The organism is Reyranella sp. (assembly GCF_004296935.1).
Taxonomy (GTDB): domain Bacteria; phylum Pseudomonadota; class Alphaproteobacteria; order Reyranellales; family Reyranellaceae; genus Reyranella.
Map to the genome: position 1 here is coordinate 24,704 of NZ_SCVH01000001.1, position 19,098 is coordinate 43,801.

Here is a 19,098-nt window from a genome sequence, read left to right on the forward strand (position 1 = left end):
TATCACCGCCCCGTGAGATCGCGCGGCCGGACGAAGGCGAGGAGTTCGCCTGAGCCGGCCGCGAGGTCGCGCCACGACCCGACCGTGACGTGGATCATGGCGAGGGTGCCGGTCGGGTATTTCTCACGCAGGGCGGCAAGGCGGGCAGGGGCGCCGCGTCCGGCCAGCGTCTCGGCAAGCTGCCAGATGCCGTCGTTGTGGCCCACCAGCAGAACGGTGGCGACGTCGTCGGCCAGCGCCTGCAGGCGCGCCAGCAGACTGCCCTCGGAGGCCAGGTAAAGCGCGTCCTCCAGCGACAGCGGCGGGGCCGGGCTGCCGAGCTGCTTGACCAGAGGCGCGAGGGTCTGGCGGGCTCGTGTGGCCGTGGAACACAGGACCAGATCGGGGCGCGGGCCGTGCTGGGCCAGATGGTCGGCGACAGCCTTGGCGGCCCGTTCGCCGCGGCGATTGAGCGGACGTTCATGGTCGCTTAATCCGGCATCGTTCCAGGCCGATTTTGCATGTCGCAGGAGGAGAATTGTCTTCACTGTCTTTGTCCCGGAAAACGCTTTGAAAACAAGTATTTAGTGAATTGCCATGACACCGTCATGTAGAGGCGTTACCGTTTCTGTGAACAATTTTTGGGAGACGCCCCGCTCCGGGCAATGATGGACGCCCTCGAAACGACAGCCGAGCCAGTCTCGGCGCTGGACATAACCCCGGACAGCCCGCGGCGCTTCATCAATCGGGAGCTGTCGTGGCTCGCCTTCAACATGCGGGTGCTCGAAGAGGCCAGCAACAAGCGCCATCCATTGCTCGAGCGCGTCCGGTTTCTGTCGATTTCGGCCGACAATCTCGATGAATTCTACATGGTCCGTGTCGCCGGTCTGGTCGACATGCTGCAGACAAGGTCGACGCTGCTGAGCGATGATGGCATGACGCCTGCCGAGCAGCTCCTGGCGATCCGCGACCAGGCCTCGCACCTGATGGCTCACCAGCAGGACGTTTGGGCAACCCTCCGGGACGAACTGCGGGAGGCCGGCATCGCGGTCGTCGGGTCCGACGAACTGTCCGCCACCGAGCGCGCCTGGCTCGACCAGTACTTCATCGACCAGGTCTTCCCGATCCTGACGCCGCTTGCCATCGATCCGGCTCACCCGTTTCCGTTCATCGTCAACGGCGGTTTTTCCGCCATCCTCAAGCTGCAGCGCAAGGATGACCGCCGACCTCTGATGGCGCTGCTGCCGTTGCCGTCGCAGGTCGACCGGTTTGTTCGGTTGCCGGGGACTTCAATCCGGTTCCTGTCGCTTGAGGATCTGGTCGACATCTACCTGCCGCGGCTCTTCCCCGGCTATGAGGTCATCGAGCAGGCCTTCTTCCGCGTGATCCGTGACAGCGACGTCGAGATCAACGAGGAAGCCGAGGATCTCGTCCTGCTCTACGAGAGCGCACTCAAGCGTCGCCGACGTGGCGACCTGATCTCGATCTCGATCAACAGCGCCATGCCGGCCGAGCTGCGCGACTTCCTGTTCGACCAGCTCGAGATTCCGGATCAGACCCCGACCGTGCACGTCTTCCATCTCGATCGCATGCTGAACATTGGCGACGTCAAGGCGGTGATCGTCGACGACCGGCCCGACCTCAAGTTCGTGCCCTACAATGCCCGCTTCCCCGAGCGCATCCGCGATTTTGGCGGCGATTGCTTCGCTGCCATCCGCGCCAAGGACATTGTCGTGCACCATCCCTACGAAAGTTTCGACGTCGTGGTGCAGTTCCTGCGCCAGGCGTCGCGCGATCCGGCGGTGGTGGCGATCAAGCAGACGCTCTACCGCACCAGCCACGACTCGCCGATCGTCAAGGAGCTGATCTCGGCGGCCGAGGCGGGCAAGACCGTGACGGCGCTGGTCGAGCTCAAGGCGCGCTTCGACGAGGAGGCCAACATCCGCTGGGCGCGCGATCTCGAGCGCGCCGGCGTGCAGGTGGTCTACGGCTTCATCGACCTGAAGACCCACGCCAAGGTGTCGATGGTGGTGCGCCGCGAGGCCCAGGCGATTCGCACCTACGTCCATTTCGGTACCGGCAATTACCATCCGATCACGGCGCGCATCTATACCGACCTGTCGTTCTTCACTTGCGATCCGGCGATGTGCCGTGACGCCGCGCGCCTGTTCAACTACATGACCGGCTACGCCCGCCCCGAGCAGATGGAGAAGATCGCCTTCGCGCCGGTGACGCTCCGGCCCAAGCTCTACAGCCAGATCGACGCCGAGATCGCCAACGCCCGGGCAGGCAAGCCCGCGGGTATGTGGATCAAGCTGAATTCGCTGGTCGATTCCGGCCTGATCGACCGCCTCTATGCGGCCTCGCAGGCGGGGGTGCAGGTCGACCTGGTAGTCCGTGGCATTTGCTGCCTGCGCCCCGGCGTGAAGGGCCTGAGCGACAACATCCGCGTGCGCAGCATGATCGGCCGCTTTCTGGAGCACGCCCGCATCATGTGCTTCGGCAACGGCAAGGCGCTGCCATCGCCGAAAGCCAATGTCTTTCTCTCATCGGCCGACTGGATGCCGCGCAACCTCGATCGCCGCGTCGAGCTTCTCTGCCCGGTTGAAAACGCGACGGTCCACGAACAGGTGCTCGACCAGATCATGGTCGCCAACCTCAAGGACGACGGCCAGAGTTGGATCATGACGCCGGACGGCACCTACATCCGGCCCCATCCGGGCAAGGAGCCGTTCATCGCGCACCATTATTTCATGACCAATCCGTCGCTGTCGGGCCGTGGCAGCGCCCTCAAGCTGAGCGGAGCGGTCCCGCGACTGGTTCTCAAGTCCTGATCCCGCCAGCGGCGTCTCCGGCGCCGTCCGCGTCGCCGCGTCGCGCCCGTATCGCCGCTGCAATCCTGTCCGGTTTGGGGTAGAGGGAGCGCGCATGGACGGTGAACCGACCGCGGGCGCGCCACTTCAGCCTCACCCGCCTGAAAAGGGCCGCGTTGGAATCATCGACGTTGGCTCGAATTCGATCCGTCTCGTCGTCTACGAGCGGGCGAGCCGTGCCCCGCTGCCGGTGTTCAATGAAAAGGTGCTGTGCGGCCTCGCCCGTGGTCTCGACGCCACCGGCCGGCTCAACCCGGAAGGCGTCGAGATGGCGCTGGCCAACATCGACCGATTCACCACGCTCGCGCACAACATGAAGGTGACGTCGCTCGACCTGCTGGCGACGGCGGCCGTTCGCGACGCCGCCGACGGCGCCGACTTCATGCGCGAGCTGGAGCGGCGGCCGGGAATCAAGGCCCACATCGTGAGCGGCCGGGACGAGGCGCGCTTTTCCGGCCTGGGCGTGATCTGCGGCATGCCCGACGCCAGTGGCGTGATGGGCGACCTGGGCGGCGGCAGCCTCGAACTGGTGGCGCTGGCCGACGGCAAATTGGGCGAGTCGAGCACGCTGCCGGTCGGACCGTTACGCCTGATGTCCTCGGGCAAGGGTGACCCCAAGCGCGCCGTGGTCGATGCCGTCGAGAGCGTGCGCTGGCTGCGCGATGAAACCGGCAAGACTTTCTACGCCGTGGGCGGCGCCTGGCGTTCCTTCGCGCGCCTGCACATGGAGCAGGCGGGTTACCCGCTGCATATCATCCACCATTACGAGATCGCGGCCGAAGAGGCACGCGCGGTCGCCCGGCTGATCGCCGTGCAGAGCGCCAAGTCGCTGGAGAAGATGCCGGGCGTGTCGCGCCGCCGCGTCGACACCCTGCCGCTCGCTTGTCTCGCGCTTGATCGCTTGCTGGTGGCGCTGAAGCCGAAGACGGTCGTCTTCTCGGCATTCGGTCTGCGCGAGGGCTTCTATCACGAACGTCTGAGCGAGACGGAGCGGGCGCGTCATCCACTGATTGCCTTCGCCGAGGAGCAGGGGGCCGGCTGGCGGCGCTTCGACCTGTCGCCGGCCGAGATCTTCGACTGGCTGAGCCCGGCCTTTGCCGACGAGAGCCCGGCCGACCGCATCCTGCGAACCGCTGCCTGCCATTTGAGCGACATCTCGTGGAACGACCATCCCGACTATCGCGCCGAGCAGGCCTATGTCCGGGTGCTGCATCTTCCGGCGCCAGGCATGAGCCACCGCGATCGCGCCGTTCTCGCGATGGCGCTGACATATCGCTACAAGAGCGATCCCAAGTCGGCCACGATGGATACCGCGCTCCGGCTTTCAGACAACAAGGGCAAGGCCTTTGCGCGCCGGCTGGGCGCCTGCCTCAGGCTCGCCTACAACCTCTCGGGCGGCGCGCCCGGGCTGCTGCCGCAGATCTCGCTTAGGCGCACCGATCGCGATCTGAGGCTGATCGTGCCGGCGGAACTGAAGCGTGCGTTGGGTGATGTCACGGCCCGGCGCCTGCAGACAGCCGCCGAAGCGTTCGATCTCAAGTCGACGATCGTCTCGGCCTAGGGCGCGACCTAGGTCGCTGGTGTCACTGGGATCAGCCGCGCCTGGTCGCCCGCGAGCGCCAGCGACACGCGGCCCTCGATCAGGTTGACGGCGTCGGCACCAAATACCTCACGTCGCCAACCCTTGAGTACCGGCAGGTCGCGCTTGCCAGCGGCCAGGCGATCGAGCTCGTCGGCGCTGGCCACCAGGCGCCCGGCGACGCCGGCCTGCTCGGCCTTCAGCCGGAGCAGGGTACGCAGCAGGTCGACGACGGCGCCCGGCGCGCGGAGCTGTTCGGTGGGCTTGTCGCGCGTCGGCAGGTCGGACTCGGGCAGGCTGCGGGCCCGCTCGATGGCCTCCATGAGTTCGCGACCCTGCCACCCCTCGGCGAAGCCGCGACCGAGCCCGCGGGTCAGGCCGAGTTCCTCGATCGTCTTGGGGGCGTGGCTTGAGATTTCGAGCAGCTGTTCGTCGCGCAGCAGGCGCTGGCGTGGAATGTCGATGCGCTGCGCGGTGCGTTCGCGCCACGCCGCGGCCTCCTTCAGGATCGCCAGCAGCCGGGGCGAGGAGCCGCGCGGCTTGAGCCGGCGCCAGGCCTGCTCGGGATCGGCCCGGTAGGTCGCCGGGTCGTTGAGGACGGCCATCTCCTCGGTGATCCACGGCAGCCGCCCAGACTTCTCGAGCTGGTGCTTCAGCTTCTCGTAGACCACGCGCAGATGGGTGACGTCCGACAGCGCGTAAGTGATCTGCCGTTCGCTCAGCGGCCGGCGGCTCCAGTCGGTGAAGCGGCTCGACTTGTCGATCTTGGCCTTGGCGAGCTTGGTGGCGAGCGATTCGTAGGACGCGGCCTCGCCATGGCCGCACACCATGGCCGCGACCTGGGTGTCGAACAGAGGCTGCGGCACCTGCGTCATGCGCAGGTAGAAGATTTCGAGATCCTGGCGGGCGGCGTGAAAGACCTTCAACACCCTGGGGTTGGCCATCAACTCGTCGAGCGGCGCGAGGTCGATGCCGTCGGCCAGCGCGTCGATCGCGGCCGCATCCTCGGGCCCCGCCACCTGCGCCAGGCAGAGTTTGGGCCAGTAGGTGCGCTCGCGCATGAATTCGGTGTCGACGGCGATGAATTCGGCCTCGGCCAAGGGCTTGCAGAAGGCGGCGAGTTCGGCGGTCGTGGTGATGAGCTTCATTGGAGGCGATCTATAGCGGGCGGGGCCGCTGCCGGCAAAGCCAACCCCACGGGAGGGGGGCCGTTCCCTTGACTTGGCACGACAATCCGTGCCTTTTGCCGGGCCGATAAAACCCGGAAAATATGTAATGTCTTCAGTCTACCGAACCCATACGTGCGGCGCACTCCGGCCGCAGAATGTCGGCCAGGAAGCCCGCCTGTCGGGCTGGGTCCAGCGGAAGCGTGACCACGGCAATCTGCTGTTCATCGACCTGCGCGATCACTATGGCGTGACCCAGGTGGTGGTGGACGCAAGCAGCCCGGTCTTCAAGACCGCCGAGGCGGTGCGCAGCGAGAGCGTGATCACGGTCAGCGGCAAGGTGGTCGCCCGCGACGCCGCCACTGTCAACCCGCGACTGGCCACCGGGCAGGTCGAACTCGACGCCGCCGAGATGGTCGTGCAGTCGATGGCCGAGCCCCTGCCGATTCCGGTCCACATCGAGAACGACACGACGCCCGAGGAACTGCGGCTGAAATACCGCTTCCTCGACCTGCGCAAGGACAAGCTGCACAAGAACATCGTGCTGCGCAGCCAGGTCATCTCCTCGCTTAGGCGGCGCATGATCGAGCAGGACTTCATCGAATTCCAGACGCCGATCCTGACCGCCGACAGCCCGGAAGGCGCGCGTTCCTACGTCGTGCCGAGCAGGCTCCATCCCGGCAAGTTCTACGCGCTGCCGCAGGCGCCGCAGATGTTCAAGCAGCTCCTGATGGTGTCGGGCTTCGACCGCTACTTCCAGATCGCGCCCTGCTTCCGCGACGAGGATGCGCGCGCCGACCGCGCGCCGGGCGAGTTCTACCAGCTCGACTTCGAGATGAGCTTCGTCACGCAGGAGGACGTCTTCGCCGCCATCGAGCCGGTACTGGGCGGCGTGTTCGAGGAATTCGCGGGCTTCGGCCGCGAAGCCCCGCGCAAGGTGACGCCGTTCCCGTTCCCGCGCATTCCCTACGCCGAGGCGCTGCTGACCTATGGCACCGACAAGCCCGACCTGCGCAATCCGCTGCGCATCGTCGACGTGGCCGAGGTCTTTGCCGGATCCGACTTCAAGGTCTTCGCCGGCATCGTGGCCGCGGGGGGAGTCGTGCGGGCGCTGCGTGCGCCCAAGGCCGCCAGCCAGCCGCGCAGCTTCTTCGACAAGCTCAATTCCTGGGCCCAGGGCGAGGGCAAGCCGGGCCTGGGCTACATCGGTCTCGAAGGCGGCGCGGGCAAGGGTCCGATCGCCAAGTTCGTCGCCGGCGAGCGCCTCGACAGGCTGAAGGCGCTGACCGGGGCCGAGGATGGCGATGCGGTGTTCTTCGTCGCCGACAAGCCGGAGCAGGCGTGGAAATTCGCCGGACAGGCGCGCACCAAGGTTGCGCAGGAACTGGGCGTCATTGCCGAGGACGAGTTCCGCTTCTGCTGGATCGTCGACTTCCCGATGTTCGAGTACGACGAGAAGGCCAAGAAGATCGATTTCAGCCACAACCCGTTCTCGATGCCCCAGGGTGGGCTCGAGGCGCTGGAAACGCAGGATCCGCTCACCATCAATGCCTGGCAGTACGACATCGTCTGCAACGGCATCGAGCTCTGCTCGGGCGCCATCCGCAACCACAAGCCTGAGATCATGTACAAGGCGTTCGGGATTGCCGGTTACAGCCGCGAAGAGGTCGAGGCGCGCTTCGGCGGCATGCTGAACGCCTTCAAGTTCGGCGCCCCGCCGCATGGTGGCGCCGCGCCGGGTGTCGACCGTATCGTCATGCTGCTGGCCGACGAACCCAACATCCGCGAAGTCATCTGCTTCCCGATGAACCAGCAGGCGGTCGACCTGATGATGGATGCGCCGGCCGAACTGCCGGCCGAAAAGCTGCGTGAACTGCACATCGGCTTGCGGCTGCCGCCCCCCAGGAAGGACTAGGGGTGGTGTTGTTCGTGCAAATTGACTGAATCAACAAAATCAATTATATTCAAAGAGTTATAGTCTTTTTATAAAGAAGATTATGAGCTCTTTTCGGCTCCCCATTTCATTTCTGCCGCTGGTCGTGGGCTTGGCCCTTTTGACCGGAGCCTGTGGTGCGCCGCTCGCCATCACGGCGGGAAGTTATGCTGCGGACGGCGGCCTGATGGTGGCCAGCGACAAGAGTTCCACCGATCATCTCGCCTCGATGGTGTCCAAGAAGGACTGCGCCCTGTGGCGGGTGTTCCGCGGCCGCGAGGTCTGCAAGGAGCGGGAAGAGGGCGCCAAGGATCCCTACGCCGTCGACTACAACGAGCCCCAACGGTCGGTAAGCGAGGATGGCACGACGTACGGGCCGCCGCTGCGCCCTGCGCCCGACGCGCCGGCCGCCAGCTGGGATGCGGCCGCCTACAAGTCCAGTCCGACACCGTCGCCCGCGCCGGCCGAACCGGTGACGGCCGTCGCCGATGCGACGCCGGCTCAGCCCGTCGCCGCGGCCCCTGCCGCGCCCAAGGCCAGGAAGGCCAAGGTCGCGCGCTCGGCTAAGAAGCCTTCACGAGGTCGGGCGGCGCCTGCCCCTTGAGCAGGAAGGCCTCGAGATTGTCGAGCGCCTTGAAGCCCATCGCATTGCGCGTCTCGACCGTGGCCGAGCCCATATGCGGCAGCAGGAATGCATTCTCGAGATCGTAGTAGCCCCGGTGGATCTTGGGTTCGCCGTCGAACACGTCGAGGCCCGCCGAGGCGATCCGGCCGCTCTTGAGCGCGGCGATCAGCGCATCGTCGTCGACGACGCCGCCGCGCGCGGTGTTCACGACGACCGCGCCCTTGGGCAGCTTGCCGATGCGCTCGGCATTGACCCATTTGTGGGTGGCCGGCGTCATCGGCGCGTTGATCGACAGGAAGTCGCAGTAGGGCAGCATGTCGTCGGCATTGGCGTGGAAGGTGGCGCCCTTTTCGAGATCGGGCGGCAGACGGCTGCGGTTGCTGTAGTGGATCTGCATACGAAAGGCGCGGGCCCGGTCGGCGACGGCCTGGCCGATGCGGCCCATGCCCAGGATACCGAGTCTCTTGCCGGTGACATGCACGCCGGTGAGCTGGTTGGGGTTCCAACCGACCCAGTTGTGGGTGCGCAGCATGGTCGTGCCCTCGTGGGCGCGGCGGGCAGCCCCCAGCAGGCAGAGCAGGGTGATGTCGGCGGTGGCGTCGGTCAGCACATCCGGCGTGTTGCTGACGGCAATGTTGCGCTTGGTCGCCGCGGCGACGTCGACATGCTCGTAGCCCACCGAGAAGGTGGAGATGATGCGGACCGAAGCCGGCAGGGCGGCGATCGTCTCGGCGTTGAGGGCGTCGCCCGCGGCGCACATGATGCCGTCGCAGCCGGCCGATGCCTTGACCAGCGCGGGACCGTCATAAAGCCGGTCCTCGGGGTTGAGGACGGCGTCGAAGCTGGCCGCGAGCCGGGTTTCGACGTCGGGCGGGAAGTGGCGGGTGGCCAGTACCCTGGGTTTGCGATTGGTCATGGTCGCTATCCTCCCTGTGCAGCCCTGCCGCAGGCGATCATTCTGGTATTCCGCGCGCATGGATATTACGCTTGGCCGCCCGGCTACAAGGCCTAGCCCCCAGCCATTGTCCGTTGACCACGTATAGTTTTCGCCGTCCTCGCGTCCAAACAGCGGCCCTTCTTGCCGCCGTCGGCGCCGTGCTGCTGCTCGGCCTGTGGATAAGCGTCGCCGACGCCCAGCAGCAGGATGTCGTGCTGGTACCTCATCGCGCCACCTACGACATGAAGCTGTCGGTCGCCCGACCCAACAGCGGGATCATCGAAGTCAGCGGTCGCATGGTCATCGAGAACGTCGATTCGTGCGATGCCTGGGAGGTCAAGCAGCGGATCAAGCTCAAGTTCCTGCGCAACGACAGCGAGGAGTTCAGCACCGATTCGAGTTTTACGAGCTACGAGACCAAGGATGGGCTGGGCCTGCGCTTCAGCGTCCGCAACATCCAGGACGACGAGGTCGAGGAGGAATTGCGCGGCCATGCCGATCTCGTCGCCACGGGCGGCAAGGGCCGCGCCACCTTCACCCTGCCCGAGGCGCGCAGCTTCGAGCTTCCGGCCGGTACCCTGTTCCCGACCACCCATCTCGCGCTCATCATCCGGCACGCCCGCGACGGCGACCAATCGGCGTCCTACAGCGTGTTCGACGGCGCCCGGCTGGACGGCGCCTTCCAGGTCAATGCCGTGATCGGCCGCCCGCCCCGTGCCACGGGAGCGCCGGCGGTTCGCGGCGACGTCGGGCTGCTGCGCAATCAACCGGCGTGGGGTGTCCGCTTCGCCTTCTTCGCGACCGGTGACCACGGCGCCAATCCCGAGTACGAGCTGGCGCTCGACCTGCTGGGCAACGGTGTCGCCCGGTCGATGCTGCTCGACTACGGCGATTTCGCAGTCGATGCTCGTCTCGTCCAACTTCAAGCGCTGCCGAGGCCCAAATGTTGAACATTCGCCAGGTCACGCCCGTCCTCCTCGCAATCCTTGTCGCTGTGGCTTCGCCATCGGCGGCGCAGGAGTTCGCGCCCCACCGCGCCGTCTACGCGGTCACGACCCTGGAAAAGGGCAAGCCCGACGGCGGTGCACCCGGGACCTACGCCTTCGAACTCAAGCTCACGTGCGACGGTTATGTGGTCAATCAGCGCCTGAAGCTGGAAATCGCCGGCGGCCGCTCGCCCATCGTGAGCGAGCAGCAGTCGCAGATTACGGAGAGCCGGGACGGCAAGAAGCTCTCCTTCGAGCACCGCTCGACCGCCAACGGCAAGCAGACCAGCCTGTTCAAGGGCGAGGCCATGATCGGCGACGACGGCAGCGGCCAGGCCCGCTTCGTCGATCCCGAGGGCCAGACGGCGGCTTTGCCGGCCGGTACGTTGTTCCCGGTCGCGCTTGCGCGCGCCGCGATCCGCCAGGCCAAGGCCAACGAGGGCGACCTTGATGCGCTGTTCTTCTTCGGCGACAAGGTGAAGCCGCCGCAGACCGTCAATGCCCTGATCGGCAAGGTGCCGAGGCGGCTGGCCGAGTTGAAGATTCCCGAGGGAGCCGAGGCACTGGTCGACGGCCGCGCGCGGATCTACTACCGCGCCGGCTTCTTCGATGCCCAGGTGAAGGGGCAGGGCGAACCCGCTTTCGAGATGAGCAGCATCACTCTCGACAACGGCATCGAGCTCTTTGGCACCCACGAGCAAGGTGAGAACGGCATCGAATACCGGATCACCCGCCTCGAGGCGCTGCCCAAGCCCGTCTGCAACTAGACGCTCTCCGGCCACAGCCAAGCCGCGCCGCGCACGCCGCTCGAGTCGCCATAGCGGGGCGGCAGCAGGCGGGTGACGATGCTGTTGCGCTCCGAGAACACGTAGGACTTCCACAACTCGGGCACGCGGGCATAGAGTTGCGCGATGCGGGACAGGCCCCCACCCAGCACGATGGCGTCGGGGTCGAGAATGTTGATGACGGTGGCGGACGCGCGGGCGAAGCGGTCACAGTAGAGTTCGATCTCGGCCGCCGCGCCGGCGTCGCCGGCCAGCGCCGCCTCGGCGATCTCGGTGGCCCGCAGGGGCCGGCCGGTGCGCTCTGTGAAGCGGCGTTGCAGCGCGGGGCCGCTCAGCCAGGTTTCGATGCAGCCCGTGGCGCCGCAGTAGCAGCGCACGCCCGGCCGTTCGTCGTCGCGCGGCAGGGGCAGGGCATTGTGGCCCCATTCGCCGGCGATCGCCTGGGCGCCGGTGATCGGCCTGCCGTCGATCACGATGCCGCCGCCCACGCCGGTGCCCAGGATCACGCCGAATACGACCTTGCAGCCCGCCGCCGCACCGTCGGAGGCCTCGGACACGGCGAGGCAATTGGCGTCGTTGGCCAGGCGCACGTCGTCATGGCCGATCGCGCCTTTCAGGTCTTGGTCGAGCGAATGGCCGTTCAGGTGGGTGGAATTGGCGTTCTTGATCAGGCCCGTGGCCGGCGACAGCGCGCCGGGATGGCCGACGCCGACCCGGCAGCGCCCGCCGGCCTGCGCCTCGAGGGCGTGTACCACGCCAGCCACTGCATCGACCGTGGCCGCGTAGCTCTCCTGCGGCGTCGGCACGCGCAGGCGCGCCTGCTCGATGCCGCCGTCGCCGAGCACGATGCCTTCAATCTTCGTGCCGCCGAGGTCGATGCCGATCCGCATTGGCCTATTGCGGCGTCGCCGGCAGGAACTTGAAGGGTTCGGCGTCCTTGAAGGCGCCGGCGACCTCGCCCGAGAATACTTCGCCGTTCTGGATGGTGAGTTTCCTGACCGGCGCGCCCGGCTTCAGATTGAGCTTGGCCAGCGACACCCAGAAGGTGTTCGGGCGGGTCGCCGAGTCGAAATAGTAGACCAGGTTCTTCTGGTCAGAGACGGTGCGCCACAGCGTCGAGGAGATGTTGGGTTCGTTGGGCGTGGTCAAGCCGAGCGGCACGCTGACGGCGCGTTGCACGCTCATCACGCTCGCCACCGCCTGGTAGGCGAAGGATTGCTCCGGCACGCTCTTGATGAAATTCTTGTCGATCTTCCGGGGGATCGCACCGAGCAGGAACGAGGCGCGCACGAAACGGTCGGCGGCGCGTGCGGTGCCGGGCAGGAAGGTCGTGCCGCCGATCCCCTTCCAGTATTCGTCGAGCGCCAGTTGCTGGTCGTAGACGGGCGAATTGGTCATCACCGCGTATTGCTTGCCGTGATGGATCACCAGCTTGCCGCCGACATACTCGAAGATGGCCGAGTCGCCGGAGGAATCGGAGATCGCGAGATGCAGCGCCGCGGGCGAGCCGTTCGGCAGGGTGGGTGCCAGCAGGTTGAACGGCTCCTTGCGCAGCGCCTCGACCGCCTCGGAGACAGTGGCGTAGTTGTCGAGCACGAACTGCGGCCATGCGGCGACGGAAAGATTGGGCCGGCTTTCGACCGGCTTGCCGTAATTGGATTCGGCGAGATAGAGCATGTTGGCGACCAGGCCCTTCTCGTTCATGCCATCGGTGCTGCCGACTTCGTAACCCGAGACCACGACACTGCCATGCTTCGACGTCCACTCGATGGATTTCGGCCCGGTGGCACCATTGCGCTTCATGCCGGCCGGAAAGATCCAGAGGTTGGAGAACATGTCCTCCTGCCAGTCCATGTTGCGCCCGGTGATCACCACATTGTCGGCGCCGACATAGAGCGTGCGCGTGCAGGCCAATGCCGCGCCAATCGCCGATGAGGAAAGCAGAAGGGCGGAGAGCGCGAGAGCCGTCAGCTTCGAGCGATGCGGCGTCATGGTCTTCTCCTTTGCTGTCAGGGTGGCGATCTCACAGGAAACGCGCGCGTATGTCGATGCTGTTCTCGACGCCGATCCTGTCGAACGTTGCGGCCAGCCACCGCGTCGCAGCTTTTCGTCCGGCCGCGAAGAGGAATTCGAGGAACTCCGGTTCGATGTTGAACTTGCTGACGGCACCCAGCGGTGACAGCGTCGCCGGATCCGCGATCGAGTGGATGAGCAGCTTCTTCAGGCGGTTGCCGAACTCACCGGTGATGGCGCCCTTGTCGATCAGCTCCTGCACGAAGGCGATGGCGCGCATCTCGGCCATCAGCGCGCCGCCAAAGGTGATCTCGTTCAGCCGGTCGGCGATCTCGGCATTGGAGTGCGGCACGACCTCGCGGCTCGGCGGATCGACCTCGACGATCACCACGTCGGCGCTGTCGCTGTTGTAGATGAACGGCCAGATCGGCGGATTGCCACGGAAGCCGCCATCCCAGTAGGCCTCGCCCTCGATCACCACGGCGTCATGGACGTTGGGCAGGCAAGCCGAGGCGAGCAGCGCGTCGATCGACAGCTCGTCGCGGGTGAAGATCCTGACCTTGCCCGTTCGTACGTTGGTCGCGGCGATGAAGGCCTTGACCTGGTGGCAGGCGCGCACGGACTTTTCGTCGAAGTGCCGGCGCAGCAGCTCGCGCAACGGATCGTACTTCAGCGGATTGCGTTGCCAGGGCGAAAGCGTGCGCTGGATCAGGTCGGCCCACAACGCTCCGGGGGAATCGTCGAGGTTCCAGTTGCCCTGCAGGCGGTCGAGCGGCGTGCGCTGGATCGGGCTTGTGACGGACATCGAGCCGAGCTCGCTCCAGAAGGCGCGCAATGCCGTGCGCGCGCCCTCAGGGCCGCCGTTCGCCCAGCCCTGCAGCAGGATGGCAGCGTTCATGGCGCCGGCGCTGGTGCCGCTCACCGCCTCGAATTCCAGTCTTCCGTCCTCGATCAGCGCGTCGAGCACGCCCCAGGTGAAGGCGCCATGTGAGCCGCCGCCCTGCAGGGCGAGATTGATGCGCTTGGTCTCTGCCACTTGTCACCCCGAGCGAAGCGAGGGGCCTTTCAGGCCACAGGAAAGGTCCCTCGCTTCGCTCGGGATGACACCGAGAACGACATTCCGCGACGCTGAAATTGGCTCTAGAGTCATCATCCTGAATTAAAGCGGGAACCGGCGTCATTATGGCGAAGAGTGGAGCGGGCGGACCGTGGCGAAAGCGCCCGGCGACCATCCTCTGGATGCTCTCGATCGGACAGCTCATTTCCTGGGGCCTCATCTACTACACCTTCCCGCTGTTCGTCGTGCCGATGACGCAGGAGCTTGGCTGGTCGCGCAGTTCGATGTTCGGGGCCCTGTCGGCCGGCCTGCTGGTGGCCGGCCTCTGCTCGATCCCGGTCGGCGCCTGGATCGACCGTGGGCATGGCCGCAAGCTGATGACGGGCGGCTCGCTGCTTGCCGCCGTGCTTCTGCTGGTATGGGCGCGCGTCGACTCGCTGCCGGTGTTTTATACGCTGTGGATCGGTCTCGGCGTCAGCCAGGCGGTCATCCTCTATGAGCCCGCCTTCGCGGTGATCACGCGGGTCTATGGGCCGCGCTACAAGCAGGCCATCCTACTGATGACCTTCCTCGGCGGCCTCGCCAGCACCTTCGGCATCCCGTTCGCCCAACTGCTGATCGAACGCATCGGCTGGCGGCCGACGCTCGAGGTGATGGCTGCGATCAATTTCGGCGTCGCCCTCATGCACTGGCTGTTCGTCCCGGGACCGCGCGAGGAGGCCGTGCCGATTGCCGCGCCGACGCTGCCTGCCGAAGGAACGACGAAGAAAAACCCGCTGGCCGCGGCGGTGCGCGTACCCGCCTTCTGGGGCTTGGTCGTGGCCTTCGCCGGCTACGGGCTCGCCTTTTCGGCCATGAGCTTCCACCTGATCCCGCTGCTCGACGACCGCGGCGTGCCGATCGCCGTGGTGATGGCCATCATTGCCTTGATCGGCCCGATGCAGGTCGTGGGCCGGGTGCTGTTGATGGCGGGGCAGCGCCACATCACTACCATCCAGCTGGGGGCGCTGGTCTATTTCGCCTTCCCCGTCGCGATGACGATGCTGGCGATGGGCGTAAGCGACGTCTACGGCCTGATCCTGTTCGCCATCATCTACGGCGTCGCCAACGGCCTCGTCACCATCCTGCGCGGCATGTCGGTGCCGGAGTTCATCGGCCCCGAAGGCTACGGCGTGGTCTCGGGCGCGCTGACCATGCCGACCAACGTCATGCGCGCCGTCGGCCCGCTCGCGGCCTCGCTCGCCTGGGGTGCCTTCGGCGGCTACACGCCGGTGCTGTGGGGCCTGGCCGGCATCATGCTGGTCGCCGCGCTGGGCTTTGCCGCCGCAGCGCGGCTGTCGAAGCGGCAATCGTGACGGGCAAGGCGCTCCAGCCAGTGAGCTGAGCCGGGCCGCCAACCCTCGAACCGACTTTTGCACTTCTGAGATCTGCATCTTTTTGACTTCGGTGATGCACGCTATCCGCGTATGACTCGGAGGCTTTCTCTGATCGGTCGCGTTCGCAGGCAATACAGCTGCGGCCTGGCTCTGCGGCTCACTTAGGGGATGAAGCCATGAAATACGATGCCGGGGTCGATGTCCGGCCCAACACCGTCCTGCACGCCGATGTCTGCATCATCGGGACGGGAGCTGCGGGTCTTACGCTCGCCCACGAATTCGTGCAGACGAGCGCCCGGGTGATCGTCCTCGAAAGCAGTCGCATCAACGTGCGGCAGCCGGCCTTGCCGCACAACGTTTCGCTCGAGCTCCGCGGACCCGGCGTTCCCAATCCGGCGCATCATCGCTACGAGGATCCCATCGTCCAGCAGATCTGCACGGGCGTCCTCAAGACCGCTCCCGAGGACGAGCACGACTTTTTCGCCAGTTCGCGCATTCGCTGCTATGGCGGCACGACGAATTGCTGGGGAGGGTGGACGACGCCGCTGACGCGGACCGATCTCACGCGACCTTCCGAATTCGCCTGGCCCGACGTGGTCGCCGCAGACCTGCTCGATACCCAGGACCCAGCGAAGAAATACTTCAAGAGGGCCATGGGGTACTGCTCGATCGGCAGTCCTACGCTTCCTGACTATGACTGGGATGTCGACAAGTATGGCGACGCATCATACTGGACGAAGGAGAACAGAGCCGACTACACGATCGAAGTCATGAAGCTGAAGGAGAAGTCGGAGCTCCAGACTTCCGTGATCCTGCAGATCGAAAATGCCAATATCAGGGAGATCGACGGTCGGCTGGATTTCCAGCACGTTTGGGGTCCTGACATCGAGGCCTCCCCCAACATCACCATCTACCGCAACGCCAACGTCCGCAAATTTGAAACCACGCCGGACGGCAAGTCGGTGACGGGCGTCTGGGCCACGGCCATTACCAGCGACGCCAGCGACACCGTTGATGGCAGGGTGACTCACGATTTCTACGTCAATGCCCGTCGATACGTCCTGGCGGCGGGCGCGGTCGAGAATGCAAGGTTGCTGCTCAATTCGCCCGATATCGCCTGCAACGCGCCACCGGCCCTGGGAAAAGCGTTCTTCACTCATCCCTTGATCTTCGAGGCGGCGGAGTTCACCTCGACGGCCAAGGTGTCGACGGCCATCCGGCAGTACTATACGCAGTTCACCCGGATCGGCCGCACGAACCATCCCCCGAATATTCTTGCGGTGCTCGAGCCCACGCCGGCATCGCTGACTGCCAGGCAAATGGCAAACTTCCGGGCATGGATGCAGTTCCCCGAGAAGCCAGGGCGAGGCACCGTCAATTTCCTGTGGGAACAAACGCCCAGTAGGGACAATGACAGCAATGTCGGCTTGAGCAGCACCGTCAAGGATCCGATCCTTTTCGATCCAGTGGCGGAAGTGAACCTGAAGCTCGCCCAACTTGACATTGAGATGAGGGACATGGCCCTCAAGCTCGTTGGCAGCGAGCTGGAAGATAAGGACGCCGGATACATCGAGAAGGGCAGCTTCAAACTCATCCTGAATCCGCCGACCATCCTGTCCGGCCAGCATGCGCTGGGCACGACCCGAATGGCGGCCAAGGACAAGTGGGCCGTCGTCAATCCCGATAGCCGGCTGCTGAGCGTCGACAATCTTTATCTGGCGGGCGGATCGGTGTTTTCACGCGGCGGTTGGGCGAATCCGACGCTGACCATCATCGCCCTTACCGTGCGGTTGGCCGATCATCTCAAGAAGCTGAACTGATGGCTGGTCGCGCCGCTAGATCCGGCCTGCTGATAAGGCGTTGGCGAGGATCGTCCTCGCCCCGAAGCGGTGGAACGGCAGGATGGTGAAGAGATAGGCGCGGCCGAAGAGATTGTGCGGCCACACCACTGTCGACAGGGCGACCTTCATGCCGATGGCTACTCCGCCGCCAGCCGCGCGGCCTTGGGTTTGAGGTGCTGCACCTTGGGCATCACTTCCTTCGACAAGAGCTCGAGCGAGTGCCGCCACGCTTTCGGATTCTCGACGTAATCGAAGCCGAACACCAGGAGCTGCCCGAAGCCGCCGACCTCGTGATAGATCTTCTCGATCTTCTCGATGACGGTCCTGGGCGAGCCCACGATCCAGTTGTGCTTGGCGCAATATTCCGGCGTCACGTCCGAATCGGCCACGCTCTGGTCGACCTTGAGATATTCGAGGAAGCCGAACTGTGCGAGCAGCGGCAGGAAATACTCCCGCATCATCCGGCCCATGCTGCTGCCGACCGAGAGACGCATCGCCTCCTCGTCGGTGTCGGCCACGAAGACCTCGCGCACCATGCGCCACTGGCCGCGGTCGGGCGTGCGGCCGGACTTGGCGGCGCCGATCTCGACCGACTCCCAGTGGCTGCTCACATAGGCCGGATTGAGGTTGAGGCTCATCGGGATATAGCCCTTTTCGCCGGCGAGCTTCAGCGTGTCGGAACCCTTGGAGAGGCCGGCGACGCCGATCGGCGGGTGCGGGCTCTGCAGCGGCTTGATGTGCGGCTTCAGGAACCCGAACATCGTGTCGGGCTTGGTCACGTGCCAGAACTTGCCCTTGTAGTCGAACGGCTCGGGTGAGCTCCACAGCTTCAGGATGATGTCGAGCGCTTCGCGGGTCATGTCGCGGTTGACGCCCGACATGCCGTCGACGTTGAACATCGCCCAGTCGCTGGGCAGGCCCGAGGCGGCGATGCCGAAATTGAGTCGGCCGCCCGAGATGTGGTCGAGCATGGCGACGCGGTTCGCGAGCTCGGCCGGGTGATGGTAGGGCAGCAGGAAGCCGCCGGGGCCGAGGCGGATATTCTTGGTCTGCATCAACGCCTGTGCCACCAGCAGGTCAGGCGAGGGGTGCGGCTCCCAGGGTGCGGTGTGGTGCTCGCCGATCCAGGCCTCGGTGAAGCCGAGTTCATCGAGCCAGCGGATCACCTGAAGGTCCCATTCGTGGCCGTCCTTGAGGGGACGCTCCGGCGGATGCGACGGCATGGTGAAATAACCGAATTGCATCGTTTCCTCCTGGGTTGTTGGGGAAAGTCCACTACCATCGGGCGGATGGCGCAAGGGGCCGAAAATGCATGGCTGACGACGTTCTGATCCTCATCGACCAGCAGAAGGCGATGCGGCACCCGAAGTGGGGTCCGCGCAACAATGTCTCTGCGGAATCCAATATCGCCCGGCTCCTGGCGGCCTGGCGCAATGGCGGCCGGCCGATCATCCATGTGAAGCACGATTCGACCAGCCCGGGCTCGCCCTTCGCGCCGGGCCAGGAGGGCAACGACTTCCTGCCGCTCACCGCGCCGCTGCCCGGTGAAACCGTGATCGCAAAGAAAGTGCACAGTGCCTTCATCGGCACCGACCTCGCCCAGCGTCTCGAGGCGATGGGCCGGCCGAAGCTGGTGATCTGCGGCGTGCTGCTGGCCAACTCGGTCGAGGCGACCGTGCGGGTGGGCGCCAATCTCGGTTTTTCGATCCGCCTGCCGGGCGATGCCTGCTGGTCCTGCGACAAGCGCGATCTCACGGGCCGGCTGTGGCCGGCGGAGGACGTCCATCAATTGACGCTTGCGCTGCTGGACGGAGAATACGCCGCGGTGACGACGGTCGGTGAAATTCTCGGATGAAAGTTGCAAGTTCAGCAAGAATATGCCTATAATTTCTATAGGCTGGCGCGAGGACCGCGCGGGCCTTTTCCATTTTGGCACGACCCCTCGCGG

17 protein-coding genes are annotated in these 19,098 nt (G+C 65.5%); 9 read left to right on the top strand and 8 right to left on the bottom strand.

Annotation, left to right across the window (positions count from 1 at the left end):
- Positions 1 to 2: 2 nt before the first annotated feature.
- Positions 3 to 527 (bottom strand): histidine phosphatase family protein, encoded by a 525-nt coding sequence (locus tag EPO55_RS00125; RefSeq protein WP_296334317.1) that lies wholly within the window; start codon positions 525 to 527, stop codon positions 3 to 5.
- A 120-nt stretch (positions 528 to 647) separates the two neighbouring features.
- Between EPO55_RS00125 and EPO55_RS00130 the strand changes: the two genes are divergently transcribed.
- Entirely contained in the window at positions 648 to 2,813 is a 2,166-nt protein-coding gene (locus EPO55_RS00130; RefSeq protein WP_296334344.1) for an RNA degradosome polyphosphate kinase, read from the top strand.
- 94 nt (positions 2,814 to 2,907) lie between these two features.
- A complete protein-coding gene (locus EPO55_RS00135; RefSeq protein WP_296334318.1) occupies positions 2,908 to 4,413 on the top strand; it encodes a Ppx/GppA family phosphatase in 1,506 nt (501 codons plus the stop codon).
- An 8-nt stretch (positions 4,414 to 4,421) separates the two neighbouring features.
- On the opposite strand, the gene rnd is transcribed toward EPO55_RS00135, so the two are convergent.
- Complete coding sequence (gene rnd, locus EPO55_RS00140) at positions 4,422 to 5,579, bottom strand: ribonuclease D (RefSeq protein WP_296334319.1); 1,158 nt, start codon at positions 5,577 to 5,579, stop codon at positions 4,422 to 4,424.
- 127 nt (positions 5,580 to 5,706) lie between these two features.
- On the opposite strand from rnd, the gene aspS reads away from it, so the two are divergent.
- Positions 5,707 to 7,512: an aspartate--tRNA ligase gene (gene aspS, locus EPO55_RS00145; protein ID WP_296334321.1), complete on the top strand. Its 1,806-nt coding sequence runs from the start codon at positions 5,707 to 5,709 to the stop codon at positions 7,510 to 7,512.
- An 82-nt stretch (positions 7,513 to 7,594) separates the two neighbouring features.
- Complete coding sequence (locus EPO55_RS00150) at positions 7,595 to 8,134, top strand: hypothetical protein (RefSeq protein WP_296334322.1); 540 nt, start codon at positions 7,595 to 7,597, stop codon at positions 8,132 to 8,134.
- Here EPO55_RS00150 and EPO55_RS00155 read toward each other — a convergent pair.
- Positions 8,094 to 9,071, bottom strand: coding sequence for a D-glycerate dehydrogenase (locus EPO55_RS00155; RefSeq protein WP_296334324.1), 978 nt, complete (start codon positions 9,069 to 9,071; stop codon positions 8,094 to 8,096). The genes EPO55_RS00150 and EPO55_RS00155 overlap by 41 nt on opposite strands.
- Positions 9,072 to 9,250: 179 nt before the next feature.
- Here EPO55_RS00155 and EPO55_RS00160 point away from each other — a divergent pair, with 179 nt between their 5' ends.
- Both EPO55_RS00160 and EPO55_RS00165 read left to right on the top strand, forming a co-directional pair.
- Positions 9,251 to 10,042, top strand: coding sequence for a DUF1849 family protein (locus EPO55_RS00160; RefSeq protein ID WP_296334326.1), 792 nt, complete (start codon positions 9,251 to 9,253; stop codon positions 10,040 to 10,042).
- Entirely contained in the window at positions 10,036 to 10,845 is an 810-nt protein-coding gene (locus EPO55_RS00165) for a DUF1849 family protein (RefSeq protein ID WP_296334329.1), read from the top strand. The genes EPO55_RS00160 and EPO55_RS00165 overlap by 7 nt, the downstream gene beginning before the upstream one ends.
- Here the strand turns inward: EPO55_RS00165 and EPO55_RS00170 are convergent.
- From EPO55_RS00170 to EPO55_RS00180, 3 genes are read right to left on the bottom strand one after another with little or no spacing between them, the layout of a single operon-like run.
- Positions 10,842 to 11,753, bottom strand: a complete 912-nt coding sequence (locus EPO55_RS00170) for an ROK family protein (RefSeq protein WP_296334330.1) — start codon at positions 11,751 to 11,753, stop codon at positions 10,842 to 10,844. The two genes, EPO55_RS00165 and EPO55_RS00170, sit on opposite strands and share 4 nt — an antisense overlap.
- 4 nt (positions 11,754 to 11,757) lie before the next feature.
- Positions 11,758 to 12,855 carry a linear amide C-N hydrolase gene (locus tag EPO55_RS00175; protein WP_296334332.1) on the bottom strand — a complete coding sequence of 366 codons (1,098 nt, stop codon included), beginning with the start codon at positions 12,853 to 12,855 and terminating at the stop codon, positions 11,758 to 11,760.
- Positions 12,856 to 12,886: 31 nt separating this feature from the next.
- Positions 12,887 to 13,912: a patatin-like phospholipase family protein gene (locus EPO55_RS00180; protein ID WP_296334334.1), complete on the bottom strand. Its 1,026-nt coding sequence runs from the start codon at positions 13,910 to 13,912 to the stop codon at positions 12,887 to 12,889.
- Positions 13,913 to 14,058: 146 nt separating this feature from the next.
- Between EPO55_RS00180 and EPO55_RS00185 the strand changes: the two genes are divergently transcribed.
- Both EPO55_RS00185 and EPO55_RS00190 read left to right on the top strand, forming a co-directional pair.
- Complete coding sequence (locus EPO55_RS00185; protein ID WP_296334335.1) at positions 14,059 to 15,288, top strand: MFS transporter; 1,230 nt, start codon at positions 14,059 to 14,061, stop codon at positions 15,286 to 15,288.
- 197 nt (positions 15,289 to 15,485) lie between these two features.
- The gene (locus tag EPO55_RS00190) at positions 15,486 to 17,129 is read left to right on the top strand and encodes a GMC oxidoreductase (RefSeq protein WP_296334337.1); all 1,644 of its coding nucleotides are present in this window, start codon (positions 15,486 to 15,488) and stop codon (positions 17,127 to 17,129) included.
- A gap of 15 nt (positions 17,130 to 17,144) precedes the next feature.
- Here the strand turns inward: EPO55_RS00190 and EPO55_RS00195 are convergent, their stop codons facing one another.
- Positions 17,145 to 17,279 (bottom strand): DUF2867 domain-containing protein, encoded by a 135-nt coding sequence (locus tag EPO55_RS00195; protein ID WP_296334339.1) that lies wholly within the window; start codon positions 17,277 to 17,279, stop codon positions 17,145 to 17,147.
- Between the two features lie 8 nt (positions 17,280 to 17,287).
- Positions 17,288 to 18,394 carry an LLM class flavin-dependent oxidoreductase gene (locus EPO55_RS00200; protein ID WP_296334340.1) on the bottom strand — a complete coding sequence of 369 codons (1,107 nt, stop codon included), beginning with the start codon at positions 18,392 to 18,394 and terminating at the stop codon, positions 17,288 to 17,290.
- A 68-nt stretch (positions 18,395 to 18,462) separates the two neighbouring features.
- Between EPO55_RS00200 and EPO55_RS00205 the strand changes: the two genes are divergently transcribed.
- Positions 18,463 to 19,005 (top strand): cysteine hydrolase family protein, encoded by a 543-nt coding sequence (locus EPO55_RS00205; RefSeq protein ID WP_296334342.1) that lies wholly within the window; start codon positions 18,463 to 18,465, stop codon positions 19,003 to 19,005.
- Positions 19,006 to 19,098: the final 93 nt, after the last annotated feature.